At 64.2% G+C, this 21495-nt stretch carries 20 protein-coding genes; 18 read left to right on the top strand and 2 right to left on the bottom strand.

The window, feature by feature from the left end; genetic code table 11:
- The first annotated feature begins 216 nt into the window (after nt 1–216).
- From BRPE64_RS23910 to BRPE64_RS23885, 6 genes are all read left to right on the top strand, one after another.
- The gene (locus tag BRPE64_RS23910) at nt 217–1884 is read left to right on the top strand and encodes a Na/Pi cotransporter family protein (RefSeq protein ID WP_016347478.1); all 1668 of its coding nucleotides are present in this window, start codon (nt 217–219) and stop codon (nt 1882–1884) included.
- Nucleotides 1885–1984: 100 nt separating this feature from the next.
- Nucleotides 1985–2602 carry a dihydrofolate reductase family protein gene (locus tag BRPE64_RS23905; protein ID WP_016347477.1) on the top strand — a complete coding sequence of 206 codons (618 nt, stop codon included), beginning with the start codon at nt 1985–1987 and terminating at the stop codon, nt 2600–2602.
- A gap of 115 nt (nt 2603–2717) precedes the next feature.
- Nucleotides 2718–3836, top strand: coding sequence for an ABC transporter substrate-binding protein (locus BRPE64_RS23900; protein WP_016347476.1), 1119 nt, complete (start codon nt 2718–2720; stop codon nt 3834–3836).
- A 14-nt stretch (nt 3837–3850) separates the two neighbouring features.
- On the top strand, nt 3851–4789 hold the full coding sequence (locus BRPE64_RS23895; RefSeq protein WP_016347475.1) for an ABC transporter permease: 939 nt from the start codon (nt 3851–3853) through the stop codon (nt 4787–4789).
- Nucleotides 4786–5577: an ABC transporter permease gene (locus BRPE64_RS23890; protein ID WP_016347474.1), complete on the top strand. Its 792-nt coding sequence runs from the start codon at nt 4786–4788 to the stop codon at nt 5575–5577. The genes BRPE64_RS23895 and BRPE64_RS23890 overlap by 4 nt, the downstream gene beginning before the upstream one ends.
- A 19-nt stretch (nt 5578–5596) precedes the next feature.
- Complete coding sequence (locus BRPE64_RS23885) at nt 5597–6667, top strand: ABC transporter ATP-binding protein (protein WP_016347473.1); 1071 nt, start codon at nt 5597–5599, stop codon at nt 6665–6667.
- Here BRPE64_RS23885 and BRPE64_RS23880 read toward each other — a convergent pair.
- Nucleotides 6664–7035 carry a DUF2784 domain-containing protein gene (locus BRPE64_RS23880; RefSeq protein WP_016347472.1) on the bottom strand — a complete coding sequence of 124 codons (372 nt, stop codon included), beginning with the start codon at nt 7033–7035 and terminating at the stop codon, nt 6664–6666. The genes BRPE64_RS23885 and BRPE64_RS23880 overlap by 4 nt on opposite strands.
- Nucleotides 7036–7190: 155 nt before the next feature.
- On the opposite strand from BRPE64_RS23880, the gene BRPE64_RS23875 reads away from it, so the two are divergent.
- The 12 genes from BRPE64_RS23875 (at nt 7191) to BRPE64_RS23820 (ending at nt 21106) form a co-directional block, all read left to right on the top strand.
- Nucleotides 7191–8456: an MFS transporter gene (locus BRPE64_RS23875; protein ID WP_016347471.1), complete on the top strand. Its 1266-nt coding sequence runs from the start codon at nt 7191–7193 to the stop codon at nt 8454–8456.
- A gap of 5 nt (nt 8457–8461) precedes the next feature.
- The gene (locus BRPE64_RS23870; protein ID WP_044043149.1) at nt 8462–9664 is read left to right on the top strand and encodes an alpha-hydroxy acid oxidase; all 1203 of its coding nucleotides are present in this window, start codon (nt 8462–8464) and stop codon (nt 9662–9664) included.
- A gap of 24 nt (nt 9665–9688) precedes the next feature.
- Entirely contained in the window at nt 9689–10528 is an 840-nt protein-coding gene (locus tag BRPE64_RS23865; protein ID WP_016347469.1) for a phytanoyl-CoA dioxygenase family protein, read from the top strand.
- Nucleotides 10525–11625: a Zn-dependent alcohol dehydrogenase gene (locus BRPE64_RS23860; protein ID WP_016347468.1), complete on the top strand. Its 1101-nt coding sequence runs from the start codon at nt 10525–10527 to the stop codon at nt 11623–11625. Before BRPE64_RS23865 ends, BRPE64_RS23860 begins: the two co-directional genes overlap by 4 nt.
- Before the next feature lie 17 nt (nt 11626–11642).
- On the top strand, nt 11643–12656 hold the full coding sequence (locus BRPE64_RS23855; RefSeq protein ID WP_044043148.1) for an alpha/beta fold hydrolase: 1014 nt from the start codon (nt 11643–11645) through the stop codon (nt 12654–12656).
- Nucleotides 12653–13684, top strand: a complete 1032-nt coding sequence (locus tag BRPE64_RS23850) for a GntR family transcriptional regulator (protein ID WP_016347466.1) — start codon at nt 12653–12655, stop codon at nt 13682–13684. The genes BRPE64_RS23855 and BRPE64_RS23850 overlap by 4 nt, the downstream gene beginning before the upstream one ends.
- Before the next feature lie 210 nt (nt 13685–13894).
- Nucleotides 13895–14656 (top strand): enoyl-CoA hydratase/isomerase family protein, encoded by a 762-nt coding sequence (locus tag BRPE64_RS23845; protein ID WP_016347465.1) that lies wholly within the window; start codon nt 13895–13897, stop codon nt 14654–14656.
- A gap of 65 nt (nt 14657–14721) precedes the next feature.
- Nucleotides 14722–15783 carry an ABC transporter substrate-binding protein gene (locus BRPE64_RS23840; RefSeq protein ID WP_016347464.1) on the top strand — a complete coding sequence of 354 codons (1062 nt, stop codon included), beginning with the start codon at nt 14722–14724 and terminating at the stop codon, nt 15781–15783.
- Between the two features lie 10 nt (nt 15784–15793).
- Nucleotides 15794–16855 carry an ABC transporter ATP-binding protein gene (locus tag BRPE64_RS23835; protein WP_016347463.1) on the top strand — a complete coding sequence of 354 codons (1062 nt, stop codon included), beginning with the start codon at nt 15794–15796 and terminating at the stop codon, nt 16853–16855.
- 9 nt (nt 16856–16864) lie between these two features.
- Nucleotides 16865–18646, top strand: coding sequence for an ABC transporter permease subunit (locus BRPE64_RS23830; protein WP_016347462.1), 1782 nt, complete (start codon nt 16865–16867; stop codon nt 18644–18646).
- A gap of 26 nt (nt 18647–18672) precedes the next feature.
- Nucleotides 18673–20223: an AMP-binding protein gene (locus BRPE64_RS23825; RefSeq protein WP_016347461.1), complete on the top strand. Its 1551-nt coding sequence runs from the start codon at nt 18673–18675 to the stop codon at nt 20221–20223.
- A gap of 40 nt (nt 20224–20263) precedes the next feature.
- Nucleotides 20264–21106, top strand: coding sequence for an IclR family transcriptional regulator (locus tag BRPE64_RS23820; RefSeq protein WP_016347460.1), 843 nt, complete (start codon nt 20264–20266; stop codon nt 21104–21106).
- Between the two features lie 5 nt (nt 21107–21111).
- On the opposite strand, the gene BRPE64_RS23815 is transcribed toward BRPE64_RS23820, so the two are convergent.
- Nucleotides 21112–21432 carry a hypothetical protein gene (locus BRPE64_RS23815; RefSeq protein ID WP_016347459.1) on the bottom strand — a complete coding sequence of 107 codons (321 nt, stop codon included), beginning with the start codon at nt 21430–21432 and terminating at the stop codon, nt 21112–21114.
- Nucleotides 21433–21495: the final 63 nt, after the last annotated feature.

The following is a 21495-nucleotide window of genomic DNA, read 5'->3' as shown; positions in this document are numbered from 1 at the left end:
GCTAAAAGGTTGATGCCACGCGCTGCTTGCAATAAGCGGGCCAGCGGTATGACTAAAACAGTAAGCGACGTACGAACACTTTTCGACGCCCGATTCACGGGCTTTCGTGAGTTAATCGCTCAGAGGATAAGTTTCCTCCACCACGGCAGTTCTGTGTAACATTACTGTCACAATTCAGCGTTGCGTCACATCCGTCTCTGAGGAATTCGATCTGCTGTGCTGATTCTGCTCAATCTGTTGTCCGGCGTCGCCCTGCTGGTGTGGGGCTCGCACATCGTCCGTACTGGCATTCTCCGCGTCCTCGGCGCCGATCTTCGCGCGATTCTCGGCCGCAGCACGGGCAGCCGAATGCGCGCGTTCCTGTCGGGGATCGGCGTCACGAGCCTCGTGCAGAGCAGCAACGCGACCGCCGTCATCCTCACGTCGTTCGCCGCGCAGGGACTGGTGCCGCTCGCAAGCGGCCTGACTGTCATGCTCGGCGCGGATGTCGGCACGGCGCTGATGGCGCGCGTGCTCACGCTCGATCTTTCATGGCTCTCGCCGCTCCTGATCCTGTTCGGCGTGCCGCTGTTCCTCACCCGCAAGCAGACGCGGGCGGGGCAGGCGGGGCGCGCGATCATCGGGCTCGGGCTGATTCTTCTGGCGCTGCATCTTATCGTCGAAGCTGCGCAGCCGATGATGCAGGCCTCAGGCGTCCGCGTGATGTTCAGCGCGCTGACCGGCGACACGATGCTGGACGCGCTCGTCGGCGCGGGCTTCGCGATGATCTCGTATTCGAGCCTTGCCGCCGTTCTGCTCACGGCGACGCTCGCATCCTCGGGCGTGATCTCGCTTAAGGTCGCGCTGTGTCTCGTCGTCGGGGCCAATCTCGGCAGCGGTCTGCTGGCTCTGCTCAACGCGTTGCCGCAGAACGCGGCGGCGCGGCGTCTCGCGGTCGGCAGCTTCGCGTTCAAGCTGGCGGGCGCCGTGATCATCCTGCCGTTCGCCGCGCTGCTCGCGCGCGGGCTGCCCATGCTGATCGCCAATCCGCGCGAGGCCGTGGTCGGTTTCCACGTCATCTACAACACGGTGCGCTGCTGCGCGTGCCTCTCGCTGGTCGATCGCGTCGCCGATCTCAGCCGCCGCCTGATGCCCGATCGCGCGGTGGCAAACGGCGAACTCCGTCCGCTTTACCTCGATCCGGCGGGACTGCTGACGCCGAGTCTGGCGCTTGCGAACGCGTCGCGTGAAGTGCTGCGTATCGGCGATATCGTGCGCGTCATGCTCGACAACGTGTCGGAACTGCTGAGGCGCAACGACCTCGTCATCGCGCGGGAAACGATGCGCATGGACGACGACGTCGATCAGCTCTACGCGCAGGTGAAGGACTATCTGACGCTGATCTCGCGCGAACAACTCGACGAAAAAGACAGCCGCCGCTGGACCGACATCATTTCGCTGACGATCAATCTCGAACACGCGGGCGACATCATCGAGCGGATCGTGAGCGACATCGAAGAGAAGAAGATTTCTCAACGGCTCGCGTTCTCGGAGCAGGGTCTCGGCGAACTCGACGATCTCCATGCGCGGCTCATCAGCAATCTGCGGCTCGGGCTGTCGGTGTTTCTCAACAGCGACCTGCGCTGCGCCGAACAACTGCTGGCCGAGAAAGAGCGTTTTCGCGATCTGGAGCGCGCCTATTCGCACAAGCATCTGGACCGGCTGGCCGGGCAGACCCTGCGCAGCATGGAAACCAGCGCGCTGCATCTCGATCTCATCAGCAACATGAAGCGCCTGAACTCGCTCTTCTGTTCGACCGCCTATCCGGTGCTAGAAGCCGCGGGCGCGCTGCACGACACGCGCTTGCGCAAGCGTTCGCTCGATACGCTGCATGTGAAGGAGTGATGGCTGGGCTTTTTCAGGTCGGGCAGGCGGGTTGTCGATTCGCGAATGATTCGTTCGTCGTAGCTACGGACCGATCGGGTCCGTCGACCTGGAGAAGCTCATGCGCAAGCTCATCGTTTCCGCATTCCTCAGTCTGGATGGCGCGATTCAGGCGCCGGGCGGGCCCACAGAAGATCAAAGCGGCGATTTCCGTCTGGGCGGCTGGATCGTTCCTTACGCCGACGAAGCTATCGGCCAGCATCTGCAGGATCTGCTCTCGCAACCGTTCGAATTGCTGCTCGGACGCCGCACCTACGACATCTTCGCGGCTTACTGGCCGACCGTGCCGGCGGATTCGGGCAGCCGCGCAATCGCGGACCTGTTCAACGGTGTGCCCAAACACGTCGCGACACATCGGCCCGAGGCGCTCGGCTGGCAGAACAGTCACGCGCTAAAAGGCGACATAGCCGACGCGGTACGCGCGCTTCAACATGACGGCGACGCCGATCTTCTGACGTTCGGCAGCGGCGACATGGTGCGCCAGCTACTCGCCGCCGGTCTGGTGGACGAGCTTCGTCTGCTGATCTATCCGGTGGTCCTCGGGCGCGGCAGGCGACTGTTCGGCGACGACGCGCTGCCGTCCGCCTTCACGCTGGCGCATTCGATCGCCACGCCGGGCGGCGTGCTGGTCACGCGCTACGTGCGCGACGGCGAGGTGCGCACCGGATCGTTCGAATGAGCCGGTGCGAATAAGCGAGTGTTTTTGGCAGCTTGCAAATTCGACTCGTTGACTTTAGCCTGCTTCGGCTATCGGCGGATCTCCTCAACGCACTACCTTCCGGCATGGGGCAGCAATGACGATGAAGCGTATCTGGGCAGGCCGGCTTCTTTCCCTTTCCGCGGGCGCCGCGCTGACGGCAGGCGGACTCGAACATGCATCGGCGGCTCCATCGGATGCGCTCGTCGCCGCGGCGAAGCAAGAGGGGCAACTCACCACTATCGCGTTGCCGCATGACTGGTGCGGCTACGGCGCGCTCATCGACACGTTCCAGAAGAAATACGGCATCCACGTCAACGAGCTCAATCCGGACGCGGGCTCCGGCGACGAAATCGAGGCCATCAAGGCGAACAAGGGCAACAAGGGACCGCAGGCGCCCGACGTGATCGACGTCGGCTTGTCATTCGGTCCGTCCGCGAAGAAAGAAGGTTTGTTGCAGCCTTACAAGGTGGCGACGTGGGATTCGATTCCGGCTGCATCGAAAGATGCCGAAGGCTACTGGTACGGCGATTATTACGGCGTGCTTGCATTCGAAGTGAACGCCGACATGATCGACAAGCCGCCCGCCGACTGGGGCGATCTGCTCAAGCCGGAATATCGCAACGCGGTGTCGCTGGCGGGCGATCCGCGCTCGGCGAATCAGGCGATTCAGGCGGTCTACGCGGCGGGACTGTCGCAGACCAAGGGCGACGCGGGCAAGGCGGATCAGGCCGGCCTCAAGTTTTTCGCCGATCTCAACAAGAGCGGCAACTTCGTTCCGGTGATCGGCAAGGCGGCGTCGCTGGCGCAGGGCACGACGCCGATCGTCGTGCGCTGGGACTACAACGCGCTCGCCGACCGCGACACGCTCAAGGGCAATCCGAAAGTGCAGGTGATCGTGCCGAAGACGGGCGTGGTCGCGGGCGTCTATGTGCAGGCGATCAGCGCGTTTGCGCCGCATCCGAATGCCGCGAAGCTGTGGATGGAGTTCCTCTATTCCGACGAAGGGCAACTCGGCTGGCTGGCCGGTTACTGTCATCCGATGCGCTATAACGAACTCGTCGCGCAGAAGAAGGTGCCGCAGGCGCTGCTGTCGAAGCTGCCGCCCGCGTCGTCGTACGGCAATGCCGTCTTTCCGACGCTCGACCAGCAGAACGCCACGAAGGACGTCGTGACGAAGGGCTGGGATCAGGTCGTCGGCGCGAACGTGAAATAAGCGCCGCCGCCGACATGAGCGGGTCGCCGCAGTCAGGCGCTTCCGGCCCGGATCTGCTGACGCCGGGCGCGCCCGCGCCGCCGTCCGCTCCTGCGCGGGCCCATGGCGGCGCGAGCTGGCTCGCCTATGCGGGCGTGCTGCCGTTCTTCGCGTTCGCGCTGCTGTTTCTCTTGTTGCCCACGGCCTTCCTGATGATCGGCGCGTTTCAGGACGCGCAGGGGCACTTCACGTTTGCGAATCTGCGCGAACTGCTTCAGCCCGGCGTGCTCGATGCCTACTGGATCAGCGTGAAGGTGAGCATCGCCTCCGCCGCGGGTGGCGCGCTGTTCGGCGCGTTGCTCGCGTGGGCCGCGGTGCAGGGCCGCCTGCCTGCCTGGATTCGCCCGACGCTTCTGACCTTCTCGGGCGTCGCGTCCAACTTTGCGGGCGTGCCGCTTGCGTTCGCGTTCATCTGCACATTGGGACGCGTGGGCCTCGTCACCGTGCTGGCGAGAAAGTATCTCGGCTTCAATCTCTATTCGACCGGCTTCAGCATTCTCAGCTTCACCGGCCTCACGCTGACCTATCTGTACTTCCAGATTCCGTTGATGGTGCTCATCATCACGCCCGCGCTCGACGGTCTGAAACGCGAATGGCGCGAAGCCTGCGACTGTCTCGGCGGCACTGCGGCGCAGTACTGGCGTTACGTCGGCTTGCCGGTGCTGTGGCCCAGTCTTTTGGGCGCGACGCTGCTGCTGTTCGCCAATGCTTTCGGCGCGGTCGCGACGGCCTACGCGCTGACGGGAAGCTCGCTCAACATCGTGCCGATCCTGCTGTACGCGCAGATTCGCGGCGACGTGCTGCATAACCAGAACCTCGGTTACGCGCTCGCGCTCGGCATGATCGTAGTGACGGGGCTGTCGAACGGCGGCTACATCTGGCTGCGCGCGCGCGCCGAAAGGGGACGCCGATGAAGACGCAGTCGCGCGTGGGCGCCTGGATCGCGATGATCGTCGGCGCGCTGTATTTCCTGATTCCGCTTGCCGCGACCTTCGAGTTCAGCCTGCGGATGCGGCGCGGCGCGTATAGCTTCGATGCTTATCGCGTCGTGCTCGGCGATCCGCATTTTCAGGCGTCGTTCGGCTATTCGGTGCTGATGGGGCTGCTGACCATCGTGCTCGGCGTGCTGCTCGTCGTGCCTACCGCGTACTGGGTTCAGCTTCGTTTGCCGAGGCTGCGGCCCGTCGTGGAGTTCATCACGTTGCTGCCGCTCGTGATACCGGCCATCGTTATCGTGTTCGGCTATCTGCGCATCTACAACAGCAGTTCGATCCTGCCGCTCACCGGCAACGAGCGCGCAACCGATGTGCTGCTCGTGTTCGGCTACGTGACGCTGTCGCTGCCGTACATGTACCGCGCCGTCGATGCGGGCATGCGCGCCGTCGATATCCGCTCGCTGACGGAGGCGGCGGAGTGCCTCGGCGCGGGCTGGACGACCATCCTGTTGCGCGTGATCTTTCCGAACGTGCGCTCGGGCATTCTCTCCGGCGCTTTCCTGACCTTCGCCGTGGTGATCGGCGAGTTCACGATCGCAAGCCTGCTCGACCGTCCGGCGTTCGGACCGTACCTTCAACTGATCGGCGCAAACCGCGCCTATGAACCCTCGGCGCTTGCGATCATCGCGTTCATCGTGACGTGGGCATCGATGGGACTGATACAAGTATTCGGCTCGGCGCGCACGCTGGCCGGACACAAACCTTGAGCCGCCGGGGTCGCTGAGCATGGCATTCCTCGAAATCGACAATCTGCACAAAGCGTTTGGGCCAAACATCGCCCTGCATCATTTCGACATGAAGATCGAGCGCGGCGAATTCATCACGTTCCTCGGCCCGTCGGGATGCGGCAAAACCACCGTGCTGCGCATGATCGCCGGATTCGAAACGCCCACGCGCGGCACGATCCGCCTCGAAGGCCGCGACGTCACGCGGGTGCGCACGCGCGATCGCGCGGTCGGCATGGTGTTCCAGTCGTATGCGCTGTTTCCGAACATGACGGTGGCGCAGAACATCGGCTTTTCGCTGAAGGTCGCAAAGCTCGCGCAAAAGGCAGCGGACGCGCGCGTGGCCGAGATGCTCGAACTGATCAAGCTGCCGCATCTCGCCGCGCGTTATCCGTGGCAGTTGTCGGGCGGACAGCAACAACGCGTGGCGCTGGCGCGCGCGCTCGCCAACAAGCCGCGCGTGCTGCTGCTCGACGAACCGCTCTCCGCGCTCGATGCAAAGATCCGCGTCTCGTTGCGCGAGGACATTCGCGCGCTGCAACGCGAGCTTGGAATCACATCGGTGTTCGTCACGCACGATCAGGAAGAGGCGTTGTCGATCTCGGACCGGATCGTCGTGATGAATGAAGGGCGCGTCGAACAGGTCGGCGCGCCGCTCGACATCTATAACTTTCCGCGCACGCGCTTTGTCGCGTCGTTCGTCGGGACGCTGAATATTCTGGCCGGACGCGTGATCGATCCGGCCGCGGGGCGCATTGTCGTCGATGGTCAGGAACTCGTGACCGCGCGGCCCTTGCCCGCCGACGACGCCGGCAAAGAGCGTTTGCTCGCGCTGCGGCCCGAGGCGATTCTGCTGGAACCGCCGGCGCACGGGCGCAATTCGCTCGCGGCCACGGTGGAGGAAATCAGCTTCCTGGGCGCGGTCGTGCGCATTCGCGCGCGGGTCACGAACGCCGTGATTTCGCTCGATGTCTTCAACGATCCCAACCGCATCCTGCCCGAACGCGGACAGCCGGTTGCGCTCGGCTTCTCGCACGACAACTTGCTCGTGCTGGACGAAAACGCCGTCTAGACGCGTCGCGGCGGAATGCGCCGCCACGCGATCGCCACCGCAAGAAAAAACGCGGCATAGGCGACCGTGAACATCCACAACGGCAAGTCGAAATACAAAAAGACGCTGATCCAATGCTGAAGAAAGCCCTGCGCGCCCGACGCCCCCGCGCGCAGATCGTTTTCCAGCACGGTGAGCGGACACGGCAAGCCAGCCACGGCAAGCCCCGCGACGATGCCGATAGCGGCAATGTGCATCGTGCGAAACACGCGGTTGCGCGCCCATTTCTGCTTGAGCGCGGCGCCCATCCACACGGCAAACAACCCGCCGACGATGAACAGCACGATCAGCGCGTGCAGCACGAGCACGATGTTCGCGAGCCAGTTCATGAGTGCGTGCCTGTTCGTGTGACGTATGCGGTGACGGCGCGAAGCCCAGTATGCGTCTACAGGTATACCCCGGCAACACGCGTGTTGACACGCGCCGCGCCCGTCAACTACGCTAAATGTACATTGGATGCAGTGGACATTTATCGGAGATCACGATGGAGACACGCGCGCGCTGGACTCTCGTCAGTCTGCTGTTCGTCGGAGGCATGATCAGTTATCTGGACCGGGCGGCGCTGTCGATCACCGCGCCGCTCATCGCGAAGGAATTGCATCTCGATCCGGCGCAGCTTGGCATCGTGTTTTCGAGCTTCTTCGTGGGTTATGCGCTGTTCTGCTTCGTCGGCGGCTATTCGGCGGACCGCTGGGGTCCGAAGGCCGTGCTCACCGTGTCGATGCTCGTCTGGTCCCTGTTCTGCGGGCTCACGGCGGTGACGGTCGGCATTGCCAGTCTGCTCGTCGTGCGCGTGATCTTCGGCATGGGCGAGGGGCCGTTCTGCGCGAACATCAACAAGCTCGTGTCGAACTGGTATCCGCGCGATCAGCAGGCGAGTGCGCTCGGCCTCGCCAATTCGGGGCAATCTATCGGCGCGGCGATTGCGGGGCCGGTCGTCGGCTTCCTTGCGCTCGCCACGAGCTGGCGCACGTCGTTCGTGATCATCGGCGCGGTGGGCGTGGTGTGGGTCGCCGCATGGCTGTGGCTCGCGAAGGAGAAGCCCACGAAGCCTGTCGAAGACCCGGCGCTGTCGCGCGTGCAGGACGCCGCGCTCACCGACGATTCCGCCGCGCCCGCGCCGCTCTCCACGTACTTGCTGCGCCCGGCGATTCTCGCCACCGCCTTCGCGTTCTTCGGCTACGCGTACATCCTGTATTTCTTCCTGTCGTGGTTCCCGTCCTATCTGACGATGGCGCATCACCTGAGCATTCAGAAGATGTCGATCGTCAGCGTGATTCCGTGGGCCGTCGGCGTGACGGGTCTGGTCGCGGGCGGCTATGTGTGCGACTGGCTCGTCAGAAAGACCGGGCGCGCGATCTACTCGCGCAAGATCGTGCTGATCACGAGTCTGGGCGCGGGCGCGGTGTGCATCGGGCTGACGGGCACGGTCACCGAACTCACGAGCGCCGTCGCGCTGATGGCGATCGCGGTCTTCTTCATGTATGCGTCGTTCAACACGTACTTCGCGATCGTGCTCGATACCGTGGAGAAGCGCCGCGTCGGTGCGGTCGGCGGCTTCGTGCACTTCATCGCGAATCTGGCGGGCATTGTCGCGCCGGCGCTGACGGGCTTTCTCGTGCAGTGGTCCGGCAACTTCAGGAGCGCATTCGTGCTGACGGGCGTGATCGCCGCGCTGGGCGCGCTCTTCGTCGCGGTGTTCGTGCGCGCGCCGAAGCAGCAGTTGCAGCTTCAGGCGGAACTGGCATGAACGGCATGCCGCATTACGCCACCATCGAAGAACTGCGCCGCGCGGCGAAGAAGCGTGTGCCGCGCATGTTCTACGAATACGTCGATGCCGGATCGTGGAGCGAATCGACCTATCGCGCGAATAGCGACGACTTCGCGCGCCTGCAGTTTCGTCAACGCGTCGCGGTGGATTTCAGCCGCCGCAATCTCGCGACGACGATGATCGGCCAGCCCGTATCGATGCCGGTGGCACTCGCGCCAACAGGCATTGCCGGCATGCAGCACGCCGACGGCGAGATACTCGCGGCGCGCGCGGCGCAGCGCTTCGGCGTGCCGTTCACGCTGTCGACAGTGAGCATCTGTTCGATCGAAGACGTCGCCGCGCATACGCAGGCGCCGTTCTGGTTCCAGCTTTACATGATGAAGGATCGCGGCTTCATCGCGGACCTGATCGCGCGCGCGAAACATGCGCGCTGCTCCGCGCTCGTGCTTACGCTGGATCTGCAAATTCAGGGGCAACGCCACAAGGACAAGCGCAACGGTTTGTCTGCGCCGCCACGGCTCACGCTGCGCAATCTCGCGCATCTGTCGCGCTATCCGCGCTGGTGCGCGGGCATGCTGCGTACGCCGCGCCGCAGCTTCGGTAACATCGTGGGGCACGCGCCGGGCGTGACGGGCATCGCGTCGATGGCCGACTGGGCCGCGAAGCAGTTCGACCCGACGCTCACGTGGAACGACATCGAATGGATACGCGAGCGCTGGGGCGGCAAGCTGATCCTGAAGGGCATCCTCGACGAAGAAGACGCGCGTATCGCACGCAATGTCGGCGCGGATGCGTTGATCGTATCGAATCACGGCGGACGTCAACTCGACGGCGCGCCCTCCACCATCTCGATGCTACCGCGCATCGCCGACGTGCTGCACGGCGATATCGAACTGCACATGGACGGCGGCATCCGCTCGGGACAGGACGTGCTCAAGGCGCTCGCGTGCGGAGCGCATGCGGTCTACATGGGCCGCGCGTTTCTGTACGGACTCGGCGCGGCGGGCGAAGCGGGCGTGACGCGCTGCCTCGAAATCGTCCGCGACGAACTCGACATGACGATGGCGCTCGCCGGCATCACCGACGTGCGCGCGATAAACGGCGACGTGCTGCGCGCCGGCGGCTTCATGAAGCCGCGCCAACTGCCGGGCGAAGACGCGAAGCCTGTGCGCATTCAGGCCGCGTGAACGGATCACAAGGAGACTCGAAACATGTTGAAGTCGTTGACGCAGGAACAAGTCGAGCATTTCAGGAAGTTCGGTTATGTCGCGCCGATTCGCGTCATGTCCGAAAAGACCGCGCTGGAATTGCGCAAACGTCTCGAAGATTTCGAGCATTCGAGTAGTCCGCTCAAAAAGAAGGCGCTCAACGTGAAGAGCCATTTGCTGTTTGCATGGCTCAACGATCTCGTGCGCAACGATAAGGTTGTCGATCCAATCGAAGACCTGTACGGCGAAAATCTGCTGGCGTGGGCGAGCAGCTTCTTCATCAAGAACGGTCACGATCCTGCATACGTGTCGTGGCATCAGGACTCGACGTACTGGGGTTTGTCGAAGCCCGATGTCGTGACCGCATGGGTCGCGCTGTCGGCGAGCAATCGCGCGAACGGCGCGATGCAGGTCGTACCCGGCACGCATCTGCTCGATCAGATTCCGCATCGGGACACGTATAACGAACACAATCTGCTCACGCGCGGGCAGGAAGTGGCCGTCGAGGTGGACGAGTCGCAGGCGGTGTCGATCGAACTGGAGCCGGGCGAGATGTCGCTGCATCATGTGCGCATCGTGCATGGGTCGCCGCCGAATACATCGCCCGAGCGGCGTATCGGTTATGCGATCCGCTATATCCCCACCTATGTGCGCCAGCTCGAAGGCGACGACAGTGCAACGCTCGTGCGCGGCATCGATACGTTCAACACGTTCGAACACGAGCCGCGTCCGACCGAAGATCTCGATCCCGAGTTCGTGGCGTTGCATCAGCGCATCGGCGAGCGCAATCTGAATATCCTCTATAAAGGCGCGGCGGAGAACGCGGCGGCGGCCCGACGATGAACTTCCACGCGGCGCTCATGGAGCGCACGGGCGAGCCGTTGCGCATCGCGTCGGTGTCGCTCGGGCATCTTGCCGATACCGACGTCGTCGTGCGCGTGAAAGCGGCGAGCCTCTGTCACACCGATCTCGAAGCCACGCGCGGCGACTTGCGCACGCCCTTGCCGTTCGTGCCGGGACACGAGGCGGCGGGCATTGTCGAGTGGACGGGCAGTGCGGTGACGCGCGTCAGGAAGGGCGATCATGTGGTGATGTCGTGGAATCCGCATTGCGGCCAGTGCTTCTATTGCACGCGGCAGACGGCGATTCTCTGCCAGCCGTATCGCGATCGCATGGCGCAGGCGTTTCACTTCGACGGCACGCCGCGTCTCTTTCTCGACGACGGCTCGCCCGTGCATCAGCTCGCATACATGGGCAGCTTCGCGGAATGTTGCGTGGTGTCCGAAGACTGCGCGATTCCCGTACCGAAAGCGATGCCGTTCGATCGCGCGTGTCTCGTCGGCTGCGGCGTGATGACGGGCTTCGGCGCGGCGACGAACATCGCACTCGTCGAGCCTGGCAGCACGGTCACCGTGATCGGTTGCGGCGCGGTCGGATTGTCCGCGATTCAGGGCGCGCGGCATGCGGGCGCGGCGCGCATCATCGCGGTGGATCGCGCGCGCGAGAAACTCGACATGGCGCGCGCGCTCGGCGCTACGCACGCGCTCGTCGCGGACGACACGCTCGTCGCAGCGCAAGCGGAACTGACTTCGGGACGCGGCGCGGATGTCGTGATCGAGTCGGCGGGCAACCGGCAGGCGCTGCGCGCAAGCGTCGAACTCGCGCGGCCCGGCGGTCAGGTCGTGTGGCTCGGCAAGCTGCCCGCCGACGAAGAGGCATCGTTTCGCTGGGGCGCGCTGATGGGCGAGAAGCGCATCGTGCGTTCGAGCTACGGCGGCGCGAATCCGGCGCGCGACTTTCCGATGCTCGCGAACGCGTACCTCGACGGCACGCTGAAGCTCGATGAATACGTGACCTCGCGCATCACGCTTGCGCGCGTGAACGAGGGCATGCAGCGGCTTGCGGTGGGCGCGGACGTGCGCGCCGTGATCGAGTTCTGATACGGATGACCTTGACGATGCACCATCCCGACATGCAACCCGGCTGGATCGACGCGCCGCATCGGGGCGTTTCGCTCGGACGCTTCGCGCTCGAATCGGGCGCGCATATCGACGATCTGTTCGTGTCGTACGTCGTGCACGGCAATCTCGACGATCGCACGCGGCCGGTCGTGCTGGGGCTCTGCGCGATCGGCAGCACGCATCATCGGCTGGACTTTCTGATCGGAGCGGGACGCGCGCTCGATCCTTCGCGTACTACGGTCATCGTGGTGGATGCGCTGGGCAACGGCCTGTCGAGTTCGCCGTCGAATTCGTCGACGCAGGGCGGCACGCAGTTCCCGCACTTCACGATCCGCGACATGATGCGCAGCCAGAAGGCGCTGCTCGATCATCTCGGCATCGAGGCGCTGGACGCGGTCGTGGGCGCGTCGATGGGCGGCATGCAGGCGCTGCAATGGGGCGTTTCGTATCCGCGCTTCATGAAGACACTCGTCGCGCTCGTGCCGATGGCCAAGACCACGCCGTGGTCGCAGGCGATCAATCATGCGGGACGCCGTGCGCTCGAAACATCGGGCGGCGACTGGAGCGCGTGGCTCGCCGTGATGCATGTGCTTGCCATGCGCACGCCCGAACGTTTCGCCGAGGACGTGGCGCAGGCGGGCAGCACGCACGCATGGTTCGAGCAGCGCGCGGCATGGTTCCGCAAGCAGCGTTTCGATGCGCTCGACTGGATCTACCAGTCGCATGCCTATGATGCGCACGATGTCGGCACGTCGCCCGGCTTCGATGGCGACACGGCCAAAGCCCTCGCGAGCATCGCGGCGCCTACGCTGATCGGCGTGCCCGCACTGGATCTCTACAATCCCGTCGAGGCGGGCGAATGGGCTGCCGCACAGATCAGGCACGGGCGCCTGTTGCGCGTTCCGTCGATGAGCGGTCACATGGCCGCCTCCGACGCGGACCCTGCCGCCGCCGCACGGCTGAACGGCGAGATCGCGTCGTTCATGTGTAATATCGAAGCATTGCCATGAGTTCCATCGTCACCGACATGACCACGTTGAATGCGCAATCCGGCACGCCTTCACCGGCTGAAGCGAGCGGATCGATTCAGCATCGCACGTATCAGTTGCTGCGCGAGATGATCGCCGATGGCCGCATCGCGCCCGGCGAAAAGCTGCTCGAAGCGCAGGTCGCGAAGTCGTTCTGCATCAGCCGTTCGCCTGCGCGCATTGCGCTCGCGGCGTTGTGTGCGGACAAGATCATCGTCGAGAGCGAAGGGCGCGGTTATCGCGTGGCGGGCACGGCGTCGGGCGAGCGCGTGGGCAGGCAGGCCGTGCTCGATCGCGTGGAAATCACGAGCGAGCCGCAATGGCAGCGCATGTACGCCGAACTCGAACGCGAACTTTGCACGCGCGTGCTGTTCGGCTCGGTGCGCATCACCGAGGAAGGGCTTGCACAGCATTTCGACGTGAGCCGCACCATTGCGCGCGGCGTGATGGCGCGCATGCACAGCGTGGGTCAACTGTCGAAGGACCGCAACGGGCACTGGATCGCAGAACAAGTGACGCGCGAGCGCATCGGCCATCTGTTCGAAATGCGCCGCCTGCTCGAACCGACCGCGCTCATGCAGGCCGCGCCGCATGTGTCGCGCGCGTTTCTCGAAGCGGCGCGCGAACGGCTCATCGGCGCTATCGGGGCGAAGCAGCGCGGCGGCGCGGAGATGGACACGGCCGAAACCGATCTGCATATCGACCTGCTCTCGCATTGTCCGAACAAAGAGATCGTGCTCGCGCTCTCGCGCACGCATGTGCTGTTCGTGCCGACGCGCTATTTGAGCGATCCGTATCTCCAGATTCCCGATCAGCTCATCAGCGATGCCTTCACCGAGCATCTTCAGATCATCGATCACATTCTCGCGGGCAAGCCGGAGCGCGCGGCGCAGATTCTGCAGGCGCATATCGCCGAAGCGGACACGCGCTGGATGCTGCGCTTCGAGATCATCCGCCGCATGAAGCAGCCCGATCTGCCGGACTATCTGTCGCCGCTTAGCGTGGCATGAGCGCAGCCTGAGCCGGCAAACGCCCGGCGCCGATTCACTCAAAGCCTTTCTCCTGCGGCCGCTACGCACTCATGCGTCCGGCCCGCCTGCGCGCCTGTTGCAAACCCCGCGCCAACACACCGCTTCCGCCTATCTCGTAAACCCGCTTGCACCATCTTTTTGATGCGCCTATATTGCAATACACCATCAACTATTGCGATGCGATAAAAAATGAGCGAAAACGTCCTGTTCTCGAACCATGGCCGCGTCGCGGTCATCACCCTCAATCGTCCGGAGCGTCTGAACGCGTGGACCACGCCCATGCGCGAGACGATCATCGCGGCGCTGGAGCGCTTCAACGACGACAACGATGTGGCCGCAATCATCATGACGGGCGCGGGTAATCGCGCATTTTCGGCGGGGCAGGATCTGTCGGAAGCGCACGATTTCGATGGCGAACGCGCCGTCGCCTGGGTCAAGGAATGGCAGCGTTACTACACGGCGCTGCGCGGCCTGAAAAAGCCGCTCGTGATGGCGCTCAACGGCACGGCCGCCGGTTCGGCGTTTCAGGTTGCGCTGCTGGGCGACATCCGCGTCGGGCATGCGGGCGTGCGCATGGGCCAGCCGGAAATCAACGCGGGCATCGCGAGCACGACCGGCCCGTGGATCATGAACGCGATGCTCGGCATGTCGCGCACCATCGAACTCACGCTGACCGGCCGTCTGATGGAGGCGGAGGAGTGCCATCGCATCGGGCTGATTCATCATCTCGTCGATGAAGACAAGGTGTTCGAGAAGGCGCTCGAGATTGCCACCGAACTCGCCGCCAAGCCGCCTGTCGCGATGCGTCTGGACAAGCAGCGTTTCCGCGAAATGACGGAACCGGGCTTCGTCGATTGCATCGAGGCGGGCGAGCGCATCCAGCGCGAAGCGTACGACTCCGGGGAACCCGCGCGCATGATGGAAGAGTTCTTCCGCAAGCGCGCCAAATAACACCACGCAGCCGAACCCGAGTCGAGCCGTTCTCTTTCTCAACCCCTGTGCGGGAGACCTGAACAATGACGCAAGACTTCAACCCGGCGCGGCGCCGCATTCTGCACGGCGCGGGCGCGCTCGCCGTGGCCGGCGCGATGCCGCTCGCGGCGCGCGCGCAATCGAAGCAGATCGTGGTGTCGGACCCGGGCGGTCCTTATACGACGGCTTATCGCGAAGCGTTCTACGATCCGTTCGAGAAGGCGACGGGCATCAAGGTGGTGAGCGTCGCGCGCGAATCGCAGCCGGTCGCGCAGTTCGCCGCCATGGTGCAGACGAAGAATTACGTGTGGGACGTGACGACGCTCACGTTGTCCGCCGACATTCCGTATCTGGAATCGAAGGGTCTGCTGGAGCCGATCGGCCTGAAGGCGAGCGATTTCCCCGACATCATGCCGGAGGCGATCACGCCGAACTGGCTCGGCGTCGATGTGTACGCCACGGTGCTCGCGTATCGCGCGGACAAGTTCAAGGACAACGGCCCGAAATCGTGGGCGGACTTCTGGGACGTGAAGAAATTTCCCGGCCGCCGCTGCCTGCGCCGCAGTCCGCTCGACACGCTCGAACAGGCGCTGCTCGCGGACGGCGTGCCGCTCGACAAACTCTATCCGCTCGATGTGGACCGCGCGTTCAAGAGCCTCGACAAGATCAAGCCGCACATCAACATCTGGTGGACCTCGGGCGCACAGGCGATGCAGGCGATCCAGAGCGGCGACGTCGACATGATCTCGACATGGAACGGCCGCGCGCAAGCCGCGAAGGATGGCGGCGCGCCGGTCAACATCGTGTGGAATCAGGGTCTGTATTCGATCGAAGGCTGGGGCATTCCGAAGGGCACGCCGCGCGCGGATGCCGCGAAGCAGTTCGTGCGCTTTTGCGCCGATGCGAAGCGCCAGGCGCTGCTCACGCGCACGCTCGCCTATGGCCCGACCAACAAGAAGGCGTTCGAGTTCATCGGCAAAGAGCGCGCGTCGCTTCTGCCCACGGCGCCGGACAATATCCGCGACATGAAGCTGCCGAGCCCGCAATGGTGGGAAGCGAACCGCCAGAAGGTCACCGAGCGCTTCAACTCGTGGATCATTTCGTGAGGAAGGCAAGATGAGCTCGAAACTCGAGGCGATCGGCATTGCGAAGCGCTACGGCGACTCGGTTGCGCTGGAAGCGACGGATCTTGCCGTGCAGGCCGGCGAATTCCTGACGCTGCTCGGTCCCTCGGGTTCGGGCAAGACCACGCTGTTGCAGATGATCTCGGGACTCGTCGCGCCGAGCGCGGGACGCATCGAGATCGACGGGCGCGACGTCACGCATGTCGAACCGGGCAAGCGCGGCATCGGCATGGTATTTCAAAGCTATGCGCTGTTTCCGCACATGAGCGTGTGGGACAACGTCGCGTACGGGCTGCGCATGCGCCGCAAGTCGCGCGAGGACGTGCGCGCCGCCGTCGACGATGCGCTCGCGATGGTGCGCATGGGCGACTACGCGCAGCGCTTTCCGAAGGAGCTGTCGGGCGGGCAGCAGCAGCGCATCGCGCTGGCGCGCTGCTTTGCGTATCGTCCTTCGGTGATTCTGCTCGACGAACCGCTCGGCGCGCTCGACAAGAAATTGCGCGAGCACATGCAGTCGGAGATTCGCCGCCTGCACAAGGAACTCGGCGCGACCTTCGTCTACGTGACGCACGATCAGGACGAGGCGCTCACGCTCTCCGACCGCATCTGCCTGATGAACCAGGCGCGCATCGAACAGGTGGGCACGCCCGCCGATCTCTACGATCGTCCCGCGACGCGCTTTGCTGCGGGTTTCATCGGTCATTCGAATCTGCTCGAAGGCGCGCTCGACGATACACGCGGCGCGGGCGGCGAACCGATTCTGCTCGCGGCGGGCGGGCGTATTCCGCTGCCGTTGAACGTCTCGGCCGCACCGGATGCACGCCATACGCTGCTCGTGCGTCCCGAAGCGCCGCGTCTGGTCGAGCCGCAAAGCGGCTTTGTCGACGGCACGATCGCGGATGTCGTGTTCTTCGGCAGCGACACGCGCGTGCAACTCGCGATGAACGACGGCAGCGAACTCACCGTGCGATGCGAACGCAGCCTGAGCCCGCGCATCGGCGACAAGGTGGGACTCGTGTGGGACCCCTATCGCACGACATTGCTGCACGCCTGAGGACACGCCATGACCATCGCCCTTCATGCGCATCGCGAGAACGATGCCGCGCGTCGCGGGCGCGCCATGTGGCTCGCGCGCTGCATGCGCTTTCTGCCGATCGTGCCGACGCTGTTGTTCCTGCTCGTGTTCTTTATCGTGCCGGTCGGCGAGATTCTGCAAGGCGGCCTCGTCGGCCCCGATGGGCAGATCGGCCTCGCGCAATTCGAGCGCATTGCGCGCACGCCGGTCTATGCGAAGGTGCTGTGGATCACCTTCGCCATTTCGTTCATGACGGCGGCATTGTCGATTCTGCTCGGCTATCCGGTCGCGTACATGCTGAGCCGCTTGTCGGAGCGCATGCGCGAGCGTTGGCTGCTGTGGATCATGCTGCCGTTCTGGACCAGCTATCTCGTGAAGACCTACGCGTGGATGCTGCTGCTTTCGAAGACCGGCGTGCTGTCGACCATTGCGCTGTCGCTCGGACTCGTGCGCGAAACCAGCGGCACGATTCCGTCGCTGACGGGCGTGCTCATCGGCATGGTTCATTCGATGTTGCCGCTCGCCGTGATGACCATGCTGCCCGTGATGCGCGGCATCGACGATCGTCTCGCGCAAGCCGCCGAAACGCTCGGCGCCGAACGCGGCATGAGCTTCTTCACGGTGTTCCTGCCGCTCTCGTCGCCGGGCGTTGCGGCGGCGGGACTGCTCGTGTTCATTTCGAGTCTCGGCTTCTTCATCGTGCCGGCGCTGCTCGGCTCGCCGAAGGAAACGATGATCGCGCAGCTTGTCATTTCCGCCGTGCTCGAACTGTTCGACATGCGTTTCGCGGGCGCGTTGTCGACGGTGCTGCTCATCTGCTCGATCGTGATCTTCTTCGTCTACGACCGCATGGTCGGCCTCACGTCGCTCACGGGCGAAGTGACGGAACGTTCGCGCGGCTCGCGTGCGCAGGGCTTCAGACTGGCGCTGCTGATGACGGCGGGCCGCCTGTTTTCGCCCTTCGTGATGCGACGCAAGGCGAACGCCGCCGTGACTGCACGCGCCGCGAGCCCGCTCGGTTTCTATACGTGCGTGATCATGGCGGTGCTGGTGGCGCCGGTGCTCTCGGTGATTCCGTATGCGTTCACGAAGAGCGATTACATCGCGTTTCCGCCGAAGCTCTTCAGCATGAAGTGGTTCGGCACCTTCATGGATTCGCCGGTGTGGCATAGCGCGATCATCCGCTCGTTCGAAGTCGGTCTCGGCACCGCCGTGTTGTCGCTCCTGCTCGGCTTCGGCGCGACGCTCGCGATGACGCGCATGCCGCGCCGCGCGAGCAAGCCGATGTTCGCGCTGCTGGTCGCGCCGCTGATCGTGCCGCGCATTGTCGTGGCGGTCGGGCTGCTGTATCTGTTCGGCCGCTTCGGTCTGACGGGCACGAATCTCGGCCTCGTCATCGGACATACGGTGCTCGCGATTCCTTATGTAGTCGTGACGCTCGCCGCAGGTTTCCAGCGCTTCGACTGGCGTCTCGACGACGCCGCGCGCGTAATGGGCGCATCGCCCTTGCGACGCATCACGTCGGTCGTGCTGCCGCTGTTGATGGCGAGCGTGACCGCCGCGTTCCTGTTCGCGTTCCTCGTGTCGTTCGACGATCTGACCATCGCGATCTTCGTGAGCGGCGGCATCAATTCGACGCTGCCCAAGCAGATGTGGGACGACATCCAGCTTGCGATCACGCCGACGCTCGCCGCCGTATCGACCACGCTCATCATCCTGATTGCGCTCGTCGTCGCGGTTTCTTCCTGGCTCAAGCGCCGCGCGCGCTAACTTTCGGCGCTTCAACCGGTTCAGACATGCATCGTTACTCAGACTACTTCGCTCATCGTCACGCAGAAGACGAACTCGATTGCGTGCCGCTGCTCGCAGCCGGATTGCGCCGCGCGCCCGCGCGCACCATCGTGCATTTCGACGATCACGCGATCACCTGCGAAGACGCCGCGCGGCATATCGCGCAGTTACAGCACTGGTTCGCCGATGCGGGACTCGTGCAGGGCGATCGCGTTGCCGTGATGCTCGGCAACAGCGCCGAACATATTCACCTGATCTACGCGCTCGTGTTGAGCGGGCTTGTCTGGGTGCCGGTGAACACGAAGCTGCGCGCGGCGGGCCTCGAATATCTGCTGCAACATGCGGAGCCGAAGCTCTTCGTCATCGACGACGAATTCGATGACGCGAGCGCCGGCATCGATTGCGGCGCGGCGCGTCGCGTGCGTCTGCCGGCCTTCGATGAAAGCGATGCAAGCGATGCGAACGCGCAGTTCACGACGCCGGATATCGGCGTGCATGATCCGCTGTGCATCATCTATACATCGGGTACGACGGGCGCGCCGAAGGGCGTCGTCTTCACGCATCGCATGATGCGTATTGCGAGCGAAGCGGCGCTCAAGGTCGCGGACGTGCGCGAAGGCGACCGGCTGTTTCTGTGGGAACCGTTGTGTCATATCGGCGGGGCGCAGATGCTGCTGCTGCCGTTTCTCGAAGCGGTGACGCTGCACGCGGTGCCGCGTTTCTCGGCGTCGCAGTTCTGGCCGCAGATTGAACGCGCGGGCGCGACGCAACTGCATTATCTCGGCGGCGTGCTCGATATCCTGATGCAGTTGCCCGACACGGCGCGGCCTGCGTCGCATACGCTGCGCGTCGCGTGGGGCGCGGGCGTGAGCGCATCCGCATGGGAAGCGATTCAGGAACGGCTGAGCGTGCGTTTGCGGGAATGCTACGGCATGACCGAATGTTCGAGCTTCGCGAGCATGAACGCCACCGGCAAACCGGGCTCGATCGGCCGCGCGCTGCCGTGGATCGAGATCGAATTACTCGATGAAAACGGCCTGCCCGTGCAGGACGGCGAAGCGGGCGAGATCGTATTGACGAGCAAGGTGGACGGCACGTTCCTGCCGATGTACCTGAAGAATCCCGACGCCACGCACGCCGCGCTGCGCAACGGCAAGCTGCATACGGGCGACCGCGCGCGCCGCGACGCCGATGGCGATCTGTACTTCATCGGCCGGCAGACGGACAGCATGCGCGTGCGTGGCGAGAACGTGTCGGCGTGGGAAATCGAGCGCATTTTCGCGGCGCATCCGGCAATTCGCGCGAGCGCGGCGATTGGCGTGGCGTCGTCGATCGGCGAGCAGGATATCCTGCTGAATGTGCAGTTCAAGGACGCGCCGGTCGAATGGGAAGCCATGCATGCATGGGCGCGCGACCGGCTCGCGAGCTTCCAGTTGCCGCGCTATTACCGCGCGGTGGCGGGCTTCGAATTGACGGCGAGCGAGCGCATCAAGAAGCATCTGCTGCCGCGCAATGTCGACGATGCATGGGACCGGCTGGGGAAAGTGCAGGCGTAAGTGCCATAATTCGTGGTTCGAACCGAAGACAACAAGACCGATGAACGACGAGCCCAAAGCCCCGCGCAAGCGCAAGACTCCGGCGGCCAAGCCGCGAGGCGAGACGGCGGACCCGAGCGCATCGGCGCTTTACGTGCAGTCGGTCGAAAAGGCGATGAAAGTGCTCACCGCCTTCGACGGCAGCAAGCGTCAACTGTCGCTTTCGGAGATTGCATCGCTCACCGGCTTCGACATGAGCGCGACGCAACGCTTCACCTACACGCTGTCCGCGCTCGGCTATCTCTTCAAGGACCCGGACAGCCGCAAGTACGAACTGTCGCCGCGTCTGCTCGACTTCACCTATCACTACCTCACGTCGAACGAACTCGTCAGCCGCGCGACGCCGTATTTGCAGCAGCTCGGCTCGGAGACGGAAGAGGCGACCAACCTCACCGTGCTCGACGACACGCATATCGTGTTCGTGCTGCGCATCGTGAGCCGCAACGTGTTCAACGCGCATGTGATCACCGGCTCGCGGCTGCCCGCGTATTGCACGGCGCCCGGACTCGCGATTCTCGCAACGCTTGACGACGGCGAAATCGACGACATTCTCGCGCGCACGAATCTCGTGCCCTACACGCAGTCCACGGTGTATCAGCCGCGCAAGATCAAGGAGCGCATCGCGCAGATCCGCAAGCAAGGCTACGCGCATACGGAAGACGAATACTTCGTCAGCGACATCTCGACGGCGGCCGCCATTACCAACGTGCGCGGACGCGGTATCGGCGCGGTGAATATTGCGGTGGCGCGTTCGCGCTGGCAGGCGGATCGCGATGAAAAGCGCTTCGCCGATCTCGTCATTTCCACGGCATCGGCGATCTCGTCCCGGCGGCGCGTCGACTGAAGCGTCTAGCGCCAGTAGCCGACGGCGTAATGACGGTATCCCCATCCCGGATGTCCCCAGTAACCGACCGCGACGGACGGCGCATACACGGGCGCGGGCGGCGCATAGTAGGAGTAGGCCACCGGCGGCGCATAAACCGCAACCGGGGCGACGGGCGGAGCCACGATCACGGGCGCGGGCGCCATCACAGGCATGACGGGCATGACAGGCACCGCAGGCACCAAAGGCATGCCGACATTCACGCCGACGAAGACATGCGCCTGCGCGGCGCGCACCAGTCCGAAACCGAGCACGGCTGCGGCTGCGACATAAGCGATCTTGTTCATGGCCTCTCTCCTCGAAACGCGGTGCGACGTGAGTGCGCATCGGTTGAGGAGCATTCTGGCGCG

The organism is Caballeronia insecticola, from assembly GCF_000402035.1.
Classification (GTDB): Bacteria; Pseudomonadota; Gammaproteobacteria; order Burkholderiales; family Burkholderiaceae; genus Caballeronia; species Caballeronia insecticola.
This window is presented reverse-complemented; position numbering and strand designations above follow the sequence as displayed.